The sequence below is a fragment of the Maribellus mangrovi genome (assembly GCF_037646455.1).
GTDB classification, from domain to species: Bacteria; Bacteroidota; Bacteroidia; order Bacteroidales; family Prolixibacteraceae; genus Draconibacterium; species Draconibacterium mangrovi_A.
On the sequence record NZ_JBBIXN010000002.1, the window covers coordinates 543,191 to 555,646 of the forward strand.

Consider the following 12,456-nt stretch of genomic DNA (forward strand, 5'->3'; position numbering starts at 1 on the left):
GAACACTAAACTCAAAGGTTGAAGCATAAAACTAATTTTGAATTGTTACATTCGTAGCTCGAATTCTAACCAAATGAAGCAAGGATTAATATTACTTTTTCTTTTGTCCTCCCTGGTTTCAGTCGCCCAGGAATTTAAATACCAGGTATTATTTGAAGGTATTGGCGACAATCGCGAGTTTACCCAACCTTATGCAACGCCTCAAACAATTATTGGTTCTCGGGGTGCTTTCGAATTGGGCGTATCCATCGATAATCATCATTTACGGGGCGGACTAAGTCAGTTGCTTGAATTTGGTAGCGATATCGACGCACAAATACTAAAACTAACACTATATTATCAATATTTCGATGCTCAAAAAGAATTTCTGTTTGGTGCTTTTCCCCGCCGCGACAGGCTTGATTTCCCACTGGCCATGCTTTCCGATACCTTGCTGTACTACCGGCCCAATATTGAAGGTTTGTATGGTAAAATAAACTGGAATTGGGGACATCAGTTGGCTTTTGTCGACTGGGTAGGCCGCCAAACCGAAACACAACGCGAACAGTTTATGGCCGGTTTTTCGGGTGAACTATTTTTCAAGAGCCTCTTTTTGCAGAATTACCTGATCATGTTCCATAACGCGCATACACGTTACAATGATCCGCCCCTTCATATTGAAGACTACCTGGGATTTGCACTCCAGGCAGGATTCAGAATTCCCGAAAATTTGGAGGTTCAGGGATACCTGAAAATGGGTTTGCTGAACTCGACTTATCGCGAACGTAGCATTACAGATGGTTATGAAGTCTCGAACAGCTTTTTTGCGGAAGCCAACATGCGTTATAAAAACTTCGGGATAAAATCGGTAATGAATGTCGGTGGCGGTCACAAATTTGCTTTTGGCGATCCGTATTACAGAGCTTCCAATTACTCACGCACCGACCTTATCTGGTACTTTATCAACCACAAAAACATTAAAGGAAGATTTAATCTTTCGATGCACGTTGTCGATTGGGAAACCATTGACCAGCAACAGCAAATATCGATTATTTACGTGTTTGGGAAATGATTATTGATTATCATTACTTTCGGTCTGAAGTCGGGAGTCATAAATTTATCTATCAGATCGCAAATAATTTGGGCGTTTGTTTTTTTATTCAAATCAGATCCCAAAGCAATTTATCTTAAATTGTCTTTGAAAACCAATATGTCTCAAACGGCGCCAACCAACCTGATTTCGACTATTAACTGTATGTCATACAATCGAATACAACAATCCCTCAAAATTTCACCAAAAAAGAAGAGTATTACCGGTAATACCAATAATACTCTTAAAATATAAAGTTATAAATATGCACTTACTTTATTACAATATTTTCTTTCAATCTAATATCTTTACTTGATACACCTGCCATAATTTCAAAATCACCGCTTTCAATTTTCCAGTCTTTTGTTTGCGGATCCCAGAAAGCAAAGTCATGAGGTTCCAGGACTAAAGAAACTTCTTTTGATTCCCCCGCCTTTAAAAATACTTTTTTAAAACCTTTCAGTTCTTTCACAGGTCGCTCAACAGAAGATTCCAAATCTGACACATATAACTGAACCACTTCTGCTCCGTCAACCATACCCGTGTTTTTAACGGATAGCTTGACTTCCAGATTTTGTGTTTTGTCAATTGCCTTAGATGAAAATTTTAAATCGGACAATTCGAATGTAGTATAGCTTAGACCGTGCCCAAAACAAAAGAGGGGTTCAATGTTTTTATGTTCGTACCAGCGGTAACCCGCATATATTCCTTCTTTAAAATTTACATCGTAAACATCCTTACGACCCTTGAACTTGAATCCCGAATATAGCTCTTCACCTTCAGGCATATAACCTAAACCAGGCGTATCTTCATACTTTTCAGCAATTGTAATAGGCAGTTTTCCCGAAGGATTTGTTTTTCCACAAAGAATTTCGGTCGCAGCTAAAGCGCCATTCTGTCCCATGTACCACATATAAAGTATCGCTTGTGCATTTTGCCACTTACTCATATTTATTGCACTACCTGAGCTTACAAGGATTACAGTGTTGGGATTTGCAGCTAAACATCGTTGAACAAGCTGTTCTTGTTCTTCCGGCAAATTGTAAGGACGATCGAATCCCTGGCTATCTTTTGTTCCAACACTAACAATTACAATATCAGCTTCTTTAAGCTCCTGTACACTTGGTTTTTTCTCAAAAGTAAGTTGCTCGCCAAATTCTTCTTTCAATGCATCTTTAAGTACTATGTTGTTGTATCCTTTCACGGATGCAGCACCTCCGCCACGCAATCGCTTATCAAGATATTCGCCGGTAACCAAAATTCTTTGATCTTTTGATTTATCAATTGGCAGGATATTATTCTGATTTCTTAACAGTACCATACCTTCACGAGCAGTGTTAAGGGCAACATCTTCCAGTCGTTTGTAATCGTCGTCGCTTAGTGGTGTGGCATTTGTGTCAAACGATTTCATAGAAATAAAAGTACGCAAAGTGCTTTTAACCATTCGGTTAATATCTGCTTCAGTAACCAGGCCTTCCTCCAATAATTTATCGGTATGTTTTGTAGCTTTACGCGAAGGCATCTCAAGGCTAAGTCCCGACTTTATTACTTTTTCGCCATCGTAAACCGAAAACCAGTCGGTCATTGCTAACCATTTAAATCCCAGATTATTTCTTAATAATTGATTGATCACGTAATTACTTTGGCCTGCATATTCGCCGTTAACCTGATTAAAAGAGGTCATTACAGCTCTTGCACCGGCATCAACTCCATATTTGAAAGGAACCATATATATTTCATGTAAAGCCCTTTCGTCAATGATGGAATTATTGCTTTTCCGATAATACTCCGTGTCGTTTCCTATAAAATGTTTTAAAGTAGCAATCGTACCTGTTGCCTGCATTCCGCTTACGTATTCCGAAATCATGTTCCCGGTTAAATATGGGTCTTCTCCTGAATACTCGAAATTACGACCGTTTTGAGCATTTCGGTAAAGATTGAAACCGGGGCCCAAAAGCACAGGTATATCTGCAGCCCGACACTCCTCGCCAATGCTGTAAGCGTATACATAAGCTGCAGCTCTATTCCACGTAGAAGCAAGCAAAATGGGAGAAGGATAAGCTACCGATTTATCTGCAATTTTCTTAAAACCAATGTTTGCAATTCGAGGATTCATTCTAAGTCCCTGTCCTGCATCGGCAAAGGGCAAACTCGGAATACCTAAACGTTTTACCTCGTTTGAGTAGAACAGATGCCTACCGCCAATATAATTGATTTTTTCTTCCAGTGTCATCAGTCTTAAAATAGAATCAGCTTTGGCATCAGCCTCTTCATAAGAAAGTGGTACAAATTCACTTTTTGTTTGGCAGTTGACAATTTTTGATACTCCCAAAAAAAGCAGTAATATTAATAGTATTGGTTTCATACTAAACGGTTTCATTTCATCATCCCCTTTAATTTTAAATTACTGGAAAAGAAATAGTACCCAAAATTTTTGGGCGTTGAGTACTATTTCTTGTTTTGTTATTTTCATTCGGAGAAATTAAGGTATTAATTCTCCCTGCTAAATTTAAATTTAGAAGAATCTTCCAATACCAATATTCCAGGCATTTTGGTCAGAACTAGATCCTGGAATAAAACCCATGGCCCAGTCAGCCCGTGCAACAATGCCTTGTTTAGGTAATAACATGTATCTTAAACCTAAACCTGCTGTAATGGCCGAACCGCTTGTCAAACCTGAGGTTGTTTTAGTATTAAATTTTGGACTTAGATTCCCTTGTCCGTAAATACCATAAGCGCTATATACAGCTACACCAGCCTTGCCGTTTAACACTTTGTTAAAGAAATGAGCATATTCAGCATTTAGAACTAGCACATGATTTCCTGTAACTGCCTGTGATTTAAATCCACGTTGGTAGGTAGTTTGATTAACCCATTGTGATGAGCCTGTATCACCTAATCTAAAATCATATTTTAATCGGAATGCCAATGTTCTGCTCCAATGATTATTTGGCGAATAGAATTTCTTCACATCACCAACAAAATAAGTAGCCACCGGATCAGTGTATTCCTGACCCGTTTCAGGATTTGTTGATTTAAATCCTAATGCATGGTTCAAATAGGTAAATGCATTAAAGTTATACCATCCCTTTGTTGCATACATTTTATTATCCCTGGTATCATAATTAGCTCCCATACCAACTCCTAAAAATTCTGTATTACTATCCGGAATTTTCATTTCTCCCATTCCTGGAATACTAACTGTATCAAATGTCATTGAAGCCTTGTTATATTGAACAAGCGGACCTACGTAAAAATTATTTGCAATTTTCCTGTATACCCTGCCAATATACATCGTAACATCTCCGTGCATAGTTGTTTCCATTCCGGGGCCCAATTGCTCAAGAGATACAGGCATTTCCATTTCAATTTTAGAGATTCTTTCATTAAAACGCCATTTATCCTCATTCAGGTATTGCCATCCGATAGCATCCAATAGCCAACCACTATTGTTAAGCGATTTAAGAGCTGTAAGTGTTATATTCGACATTGGACTTCCCATCTTTTTGTCAAGATTAAAATTAAAACTACCTGAAAGTCCAACTGCATTTAAGAGCATAGGATTATATAAATAAACCGGTGCTGCAGCAAAATATAGCTTTTTATAAGGTTTGTAGTTCTCTTTGGCAACTTTAATGGAATCTTTATTTCCATTTTGTTTGGCAGCTTCTAGTTCAGACTGCGCTTTTTCTCTTTCTGAAAGAAACTTTTCTCTTGTTGGCTTTTGTGCATTAACAACTATTATACTTATTAATAATAAAGCAATTGTTAGTAAAGTTGTTTTTTTATTCATTACTCAAATTTTAATAATTAACTTAAAATAAACTCAAATTCCAGGAGTAATAAGTAACTGATATTTATAGAAATATCTCATTTTCTAAATAATCCTGTTGACTTTTAAACATCACAAAAAATAAATCCTCTGCTATTTTGTGCCCTATTGTATAAAAATCGCACAATAGTAAATTGTTTTTTTATTGTGTGCAAACAATACAATATAAATTTTATATATTTGTCGCATATTTTTTTAATATGAGTTTTTACAACATAGAGAAAATTTTACCGGGACACTCAATAGATTGTGTGGTTTTTGGATTTGATTACAATGAGCAGGAACTCAATGTATTATTGATGAAATGGAAAATGGGAGGTAAATGGGCTCTTCCTGGCGGTGTAGTTTATAAAGATGAAATTTTAGAAGATGCAGCTCATAGGTCTTTGAAAGAAAGAACAGGAATATCCGTTTCAGTATTAGAGCAGTTTCATACTTTCAGTGGTATAAACAGGCGAAGCGAGGAAGAAATTCAGCTAATGCTTTCAATAGCGGCGAAATATGACATTAAGATAGAAAAGTGGTTCAGAACCCGTTACCTGACAACCGGATTTGTTACGGTTGTCAATATGGAGAATACTACACCTGTTGAGGATATATATAGTTCAGAATGTAGGTGGGTACCCATAAAAGATAAGCCTGAATTGGTTATGGACCACGATGATATCTTTAATAAAGCAATGGATCATGTTCGTATACAACTAAGTTATCTTCCTATAAGTATGGCTCTGTTACCTGAAAAATTCACGATGAAAGCATTAAAAAAAGTATATGAAGGTTTTCTTGGAAAACCCTTGGAACGATCAAATTTTCAGAGTAAAATGCTAAAACTGGATATTTTAAACAGACATGAAAAACTAATGACGGGAGCAGCCAATAAAGCCCCGTATTTATACTCATTTGATAAAGAAAAATATGAGTCACTCCTAAAGAAGGGAATTGGTTTATTTGTATAATAAATTTAGCAAAAAGGTTAATAACTATATGGTCTAAATACTTCGGATGCTTAATCTGAATGTTAAAAATCCTCTTTTACTACATTTACTTGTAGGCTTAATATTCAGTTATTCATAAGATTTTGATAGTTGTATTGAAATCAACTTTCAATTGTATACAGCGTGCAATTTAGATATTTTGTGTACAAGCAAAAATATTAAACTCTTTATGTGGAGTATAATTTATTGCAAGCTGTCGTTGTATTTACAATCGTAAAATAGAATCATTTAATTAAACAAGTAAAAATGAAGATTAAATTTTTTTTTATGAAACAAAAGCTAAACGGCAAGTATAAGTTGCGCTGGGGCAGATCTCTGATGACAATTATAGCGCTCTTAATTGTAACAAATCTGATATATGCACAAAAAAGAAATTCAAAAAAGCGGGATTTTAGATTTGATCTTGAAAAGAGCTATTTGGAAAGCATACCTCAAGTAGGGAAAGACGCACCCAATATTATCATTATTTATGCCGATGATATGGGTTATGGCGATATTTCTGCTTTTGGATCAGAAGCTGTTAAAACACCCGAAATAGATGCATTAGCAGAAAAAGGAGTAAGACTAACGAATTATTATGCTCCATCAAATGTATGTTCACCATCAAGAGCCGGATTATTAACGGGACGTTATCCTGTAAGGGCACATGTTCCAAATGTTTTTCTCAGGTGTGATGATTTCAAATATAGGACTGCAAATCGGATCATGCATATTGCAAATGTTTATTCCTACGGAATGGAAACCATTGCACAGGATGAAGTAATGCTCCAGAAAGTACTGGGTGCAGGAGGTTATTCAACGGCATTGATAGGAAAATGGCATTTGGGAGAAAGAGAAGGCGAAAGGCCCAATGATAATGGCTTTGATTATTTCTATGGTGCCCATTACAGCAACGACATGACGCCATATCGAATATATGAAAATAGTGAAGTAGCTATTGAGGCCCCTGCTGATCAAACTGTTTTAACCAAGGACTTAACTCAAAAATCAATTCGCTTTATTGAAGAAAATAAAGACAAGCCTTTCTTCTTATATTATGCCTCTCCCTTTCCACACAACCCGCCTAATGCCAGTGATGACTGGATTGGTAAGTCTGATGGCGGATTATTCGGAGATTGTGTTCAGGAACTTGACTGGAGTGTAGGTGAAATTATGAAGACATTAAAAAAACACGGGCTTGATAATAATACCATAGTGATTTTCACCAGTGATAATGGTCCATGGTTTGAAGGTAGTTCAGGACCTAACAGGGGAAGAAAAGGAAATATCCATAACGGAGGATTTAAAGTTCCATTTATAGCCTGGATGCCGGGAGTTATTCTGGAAGGAGCCATACTTAACCATACAGTTAGTGGTATGGATCTTTATCCAACTCTATTGAATTTAGTGGGTATTGAATTAACTAAAGATCGAAAAATTGATGGCGTTAATGCTTTATCCTATTTTAAAGGTGAAGATACCGAATTTAATCGTGGAGAACTTGTATTATTTCAAGGTAAAACACCGGAAGCTATAATCGATGGTAATTATAAATACTTCAGAGAAAATAAGTCAGAAAACAGCACTTACAAGATGATTAAGGTTGGTCCTTTTATGTATGATCTGAGTAAGGATGTTGATGAATCATATGATGTTTCAATGAAATATCCTGAAAAAGCAGAGGAGTTGAAAAACAGATTAAACTCTTTTGAGAATGAAATCAACAACAACCTTAGAGGCTGGAATAAATAATAAAATTGTTGACAATGCTTCAGAAAGAGTGTTAGTAAAATCACCTAGGATTCAGCTACTTGTAACCAAGAAATGTAAAATCAACATTTCCTTAGGTCTGTTGATCCAAAATTAGAAGGGAGTTTAACTGCAAAATAACTCTGGATTAAAATATTCACTCGGTGACTTTAAGATCCCGGGTGAATATTACTTATAACTGAGACTTAGCAATAGCTCCTACTCCACCATCTCCATTTCCTTCAGCAAATAACCGGCACCGGCAAACTTGTCGATGATAAAAAGTGCATAACGAATATCGAGCGAAATATTACGGCAAACCTCCGGATCGTACATAATGTCGCTCATGGTGCCTTCCCAGCAACGGTCGAAATTAACACCGATGAGTTCGCCGTCAGCATTAATAACCGGACTCCCTGAATTACCGCCACTGGTATGGTTTGAAGCAGTGAACGCCACCGGTACTGTACCATTAACCGCATAACGCCCGAAATCTTTTTCTTTGTATAAGTCTTTTAGCTTCTCAGGAACATCGTAATCGTAAATTGCCGGATTACCTTTTTCCATAATTCCGTCGAGTGTTGTGTAGTGCATGTACTTCACACCGTCGCGTGGTTTATAACCTTCAACCTGTCCGTAAGTAATTCGCATAGTCAGATTGGCATCGGGATAAAATGCCTGCCCTTTTTTCATTTCCATAAGGCCGGCCACATAACTTCTCATATTGGCATCGATGACGGCTTCTATGCGTTTCACATTGGGTTTTATCTTGGTTTCAGTTAAAAAATTAAGGCGGTTAAACAACAGCAAAACCGGATCTTTTCGAAGTTTCAGCAGCTTCTTTTCTGAAGCATTTTCAAGTAAATCGTTTAGTTTCTCCCGATCGGTAAGAATCGATTTTCGATATACTTTTTTCACCAGTTGCTGCGCATTGTACTTTTCAACAGTCGCCTTAACTTCCTCGGGTACAAACTCAGGTTCAAGATCCCTTACAAGAACTGGTAACAATTCGGCAAACAGTTTCTCGTCGGTAGGCTGATTAAAATTCTTATAGAATCTTTCCAGTCCTCTCAACATTGTCTTTCGCTGACTGGCTACTTTTTCTTCCTGTTTGTTTTCAATGCTGTTTATAATGTCATTCAGGCTGCGGGCTTGTCCAAACAATTCCACTCCACGTGTTACAACTTCAGAATAGTAATCGCCGGCTTTTATGTATTTGGCATATTCGGCATACAAATCTTCAAAATTATCGAATACAACTTTGTATTGGCTGTCCCATATTCCCTTTTGTTTAGCCCAGTTTTCAAATTCAGCTTCAAACTCCAGCTTTTTATTCACGGCATCCAGGCGTTCAAGTCCTTTGATCTCGCCCTGCCATTTTTTCCAGGCATTACTGATACTCGCATATTTAGCCGCGTATTGAATTCGTATTTGTGGATCACTTTGCATATCGGCACCAATAATCTCAAGCTTTTTGTCGCGCAGCATAATTCGGTCCGGATCACGCTGATTCATAGTTACCTCAACGGCTTGATGCGGCCAGTACTGCGTGGTGGTTCCCGGATATCCAAAAACCATGGTAAAATCGCCGGGCTCAATTCCCTTTAGCGACACCGGCAAAAACTTTTTGGGTTTATACGGAACATTGTCGGGCGAATATTCTGCAGGTTCGTTATTCTTATCAGCATAAATTCTGAAAATGGAAAAATCACCGGTATGTCGGGGCCACATCCAGTTATCAGTATCGCCTCCAAACTTTCCGATTGCCGAAGGAGGCGCTCCCACCAAACGAACATCTTTGTACACTTTGTACACGTACAGAAAATACTGATTCCCATAAAACAAAGGTTTTACATCGGTTTTAAACCTGCCGTTTTTCGAGGCATCCTGTTTTATGCGATCAATATTCTGATCTATTTTTTTCTGAAACACTTCACCTTCCAAACCTTTGGTTTCGTCGAACACACGCTTTGTAACATCCTCCATATATTCCAGAAAACTTACCGTGAGACCGGGATTGGGCAGTTCCTCTTCCCTGCTCATGGCCCAAAAACCATTGGTGAGATAATCATTTTCAACAGAACTGTGCGATTGAATATTCCGGTATCCGCAATGATGATTGGTGATCAGCAATCCTTCATCGGAGATCACCTCGCCGGTACAACCACGTCCAAACAAAACGATCGCATCTTTCATGCTCGCATGATTAACATCGTAAATGTCTGCTGCACTCAGCTTGAAACCTTTTTCCTGCATTTCGGTCATGTTGTACTTTTCGAGCAGCGTAGGGATCCACATCCCTTCTTTAGCCGACACTTGTACAGCTGCAAGTAATATCAGAACCTGTAATACTAACTTCTTCATTGTAAAATCTTAGAATTTGAAAATGAAGTGCAAATAAATTCAAAATGATTTTATAAAAAATGATTTTCAGCAATTCCGGACATGAATGGAGTTGATAACTGTTAATTACTCGTAAACGTTTGGTCGAACTGTTTTTTAATATTTGACTATTTTAGCCTCGAACAAAGAACCCGACAAATCTATGCTTGAAATTCTTTCAACAAACGGTATCATTCAGTTTGTTACCACTCTGGCAGCACTTGCAATTGTAGTGATGTTGTGGAAGAACAGAAGTCTGGCCGAAGTTCGCTACCTCATAGTCATCGAAATTAATGTGGCTGTTTGGGCCTTTACCTATGCCTGCGAATTCAGCACGCCTGTTCTCGAAAATAAAATATTCTGGTCGCAGCTTTCCTACTTCGGAATTGCTTTTCTTCCGGTCAGTTATTTCTTCTTTACGCAGGCATTTAACCAGAAATTCCGTTTTTTAAGCACAAAGAATTACTTGCTGCTAAGTATACTCCCGATATTAACAGTTTTGCTGGTTCTTACCAACAATTTGCACCACTGGGTATGGAAAGATATCAGCCTGCCAGAAAATTCCGACATCATGTTTTACGAACATGGCCCATGGTTCTGGATTTTTTATGGTTATGCTTTTTTGCTGATTGGTTTAGGGCTGCTGAATCTGGTCCGCTCATATTTCCATTTTAGCCGTTATTACAGGTCACAAATCTCTCTTTTACTTATCGCATCCATTATTCCTGTTCTTGGAAATTTTGCCTACATCACCAATTTGAATCCTATTCCGGGTTTCGACTGGACCACAGCCTGCTTTGTGGTAACCGGACTGGTCATTGCCATAGGAGTATACCGCCATCGCATGTTTGAGGTTATTCCCCTGGCCACGCAAAAACTTATTGAGGTATTACAGGATGGTGTGATTGTAGTGAACAACCAGGGGGAAATTGAAGAAATGAATCCAACATCGAAACAGATTTTTAATTTCGGTTCGGAGAATATGAATCGTGCAGATTTTAAGGAAATATTTAAAAACTACAGCGATTTAATGACGGCCATTGAACACGATAAGGAAAATAATTTCGAGATGCGATTGAAGAAGAAAGAAGGGATTCGCTATTACATGGTAAAAATATCGCCGATCTTCAACCGCAGTAAACAAAAGTCGGGGAAGCTTATTATTATCACCGATATTAGCTCAATCCGAAAATCGGAATTGCAACTTAAAAACAGAAACCACCAGTTACTAAAGGAGATCGAACGCAACGAAAAGCTGATTGAAGATCTTGATTCATTTGCACATACCGTTGCCCACGACCTAAAAAACCTGCTGGGTGGCATTTATTCTTCCAGCGAAATACTTGTCGATTTACAGGAAGAAGGCAATCACGAAATGATCCGGGAAATTTCACACTTGGTTAAAGACTCGGCATTTAAAACCATTCAGATCACCGAGGAACTGATGAAACTGGCGACCGCCGGTTATGATGATGTAGAAAAAGAGCCGGTATATATGCAACAGATTTTTGATCAGGCAACAGGACAGGTAGCAAATCTGATCAGCGAGTACGATGCACAAATTGAAGTGACTACCGACTGGCAGCCGGTTCTGGCCTACGGACCCTGGATCATTGAAGTGTGGATGAATTACATCAGCAACGCCATCAAGTATGGTGGAAATCCACCTGTAATTACCGTGGGCAGCAGAAAAATCGGCAAAAATAAGGTGAAATTCTGGGTACGCGATAATGGCGATGGAATATCGACTGAAGATCAAACCTTGTTGTTTAATAAACATACACGACTGGCTCCCGACAAATCCTTTGGTTATGGTTTGGGGCTGTCGATTGCTAAACGTATCATCGAAAAAATGGGCGGTTCGGTTGGCGTTGAAAGCAGCGGCAAGAAAGGCGAAGGTGCTGAATTTTTCTTTATTCTTCCTTCCAAATAAAAACCGGATTACTTAAAAGCCTAAACCAATATGAACGCCCAGGCTTACGTGAAAATCTTCGGGATGATAAGCCATCTCCATCACAGGGCCGATATGAAATGCGCCAACTTCAAATTCATATACGGTTTCAAAATGCAGTGCAAATTCCTTTTCATCCGGATGATCGCCTTCAAAAGCTACACCGGGAGAAAGGCTTAAACTCAAAGGGTGAACAATACGATAGGATAACTCTGCACCCACAAAATTATGCTTGTGATCGTCGAAAATTCGTTCGTAACCAATCCCCAGTCCAAATCCGGTTTGCGGAAAATTGTATGTATAATGAAAATGTGTAGCTGTACTTAATTCACCGGCTTTAGTATAATAAACCGGTGCTACCGACACACCAATTTCATGCACATGATGATGTTCCTGTTCATGCTCCTCGTTGTGGTGTTCGTGTTCCTGTGAAAATGCATTAAAAACCAACGAGCTGACCAAGAGCAGCATCAAAATCTTTTTCATCATTCGTTCGTAT

The 12,456-nt window shown here is 38.3% G+C and carries 8 protein-coding genes; 4 read left to right on the plus strand and 4 right to left on the minus strand.

The features are described 5' to 3' along the window. Positions 1-73: 73 nt before the first annotated feature. Positions 74-1,051: a lipid A deacylase gene (locus tag WFY05_RS10325; RefSeq protein ID WP_340112756.1), complete on the plus strand. Its 978-nt coding sequence runs from the start codon at positions 74-76 to the stop codon at positions 1,049-1,051. A 289-nt stretch (positions 1,052-1,340) separates the two neighbouring features. Here WFY05_RS10325 and WFY05_RS10330 read toward each other — a convergent pair whose 3' ends face one another. Together WFY05_RS10330 and WFY05_RS10335 are read right to left on the minus strand one after the other, a co-directional pair. Continuing rightward, on the minus strand, positions 1,341-3,434 hold the full coding sequence (locus WFY05_RS10330) for a beta-glucosidase family protein (RefSeq protein ID WP_340112757.1): 2,094 nt from the start codon (positions 3,432-3,434) through the stop codon (positions 1,341-1,343). Between the two features lie 150 nt (positions 3,435-3,584). Beyond that, positions 3,585-4,862: a BamA/TamA family outer membrane protein gene (locus WFY05_RS10335; RefSeq protein WP_340112758.1), complete on the minus strand. Its 1,278-nt coding sequence runs from the start codon at positions 4,860-4,862 to the stop codon at positions 3,585-3,587. 188 nt (positions 4,863-5,050) lie between these two features. Here WFY05_RS10335 and WFY05_RS10340 point away from each other — a divergent pair, with 188 nt between their 5' ends. Next, entirely contained in the window at positions 5,051-5,857 is an 807-nt protein-coding gene (locus tag WFY05_RS10340) for an NUDIX hydrolase (protein WP_340112759.1), read from the plus strand. A 306-nt stretch (positions 5,858-6,163) separates the two neighbouring features. After that, the gene (locus WFY05_RS10345; RefSeq protein ID WP_340112760.1) at positions 6,164-7,627 is read left to right on the plus strand and encodes a sulfatase family protein; all 1,464 of its coding nucleotides are present in this window, start codon (positions 6,164-6,166) and stop codon (positions 7,625-7,627) included. Between the two features lie 216 nt (positions 7,628-7,843). Here the strand turns inward: WFY05_RS10345 and WFY05_RS10350 are convergent, their stop codons facing one another. After that, entirely contained in the window at positions 7,844-9,988 is a 2,145-nt protein-coding gene (locus tag WFY05_RS10350; RefSeq protein ID WP_340112762.1) for a S46 family peptidase, read from the minus strand. A 181-nt stretch (positions 9,989-10,169) separates the two neighbouring features. On the opposite strand from WFY05_RS10350, the gene WFY05_RS10355 reads away from it, so the two are divergent. Then, complete coding sequence (locus tag WFY05_RS10355; protein WP_340112763.1) at positions 10,170-11,939, plus strand: histidine kinase N-terminal 7TM domain-containing protein; 1,770 nt, start codon at positions 10,170-10,172, stop codon at positions 11,937-11,939. A 12-nt stretch (positions 11,940-11,951) separates the two neighbouring features. On the opposite strand, the gene WFY05_RS10360 is transcribed toward WFY05_RS10355, so the two are convergent. Next, positions 11,952-12,446, minus strand: coding sequence for a hypothetical protein (locus WFY05_RS10360; protein WP_340112764.1), 495 nt, complete (start codon positions 12,444-12,446; stop codon positions 11,952-11,954). Positions 12,447-12,456 lie beyond the last annotated feature (10 nt).

Excerpts from the sequence above, each read along its gene's own strand:
- WFY05_RS10335 (WP_340112758.1), bottom strand. The coding sequence starts at position 4,862 with ATGAATAAAAAAACAACTTTACTAACAATTGCTTTATTATTAATAAGT.
- WFY05_RS10360 (WP_340112764.1), bottom strand. The coding sequence starts at position 12,446 with ATGATGAAAAAGATTTTGATGCTGCTCTTGGTCAGCTCGTTGGTTTTT.
- WFY05_RS10350 (WP_340112762.1), bottom strand. The coding sequence starts at position 9,988 with ATGAAGAAGTTAGTATTACAGGTTCTGATATTACTTGCAGCTGTACAA.
- WFY05_RS10330 (WP_340112757.1), bottom strand. The coding sequence starts at position 3,434 with ATGAAACCAATACTATTAATATTACTGCTTTTTTTGGGAGTATCAAAA.
- WFY05_RS10325 (WP_340112756.1), top strand. The coding sequence starts at position 74 with ATGAAGCAAGGATTAATATTACTTTTTCTTTTGTCCTCCCTGGTTTCA.
- WFY05_RS10355 (WP_340112763.1), top strand. The coding sequence starts at position 10,170 with ATGCTTGAAATTCTTTCAACAAACGGTATCATTCAGTTTGTTACCACT.
- WFY05_RS10345 (WP_340112760.1), top strand. The coding sequence starts at position 6,164 with ATGAAACAAAAGCTAAACGGCAAGTATAAGTTGCGCTGGGGCAGATCT.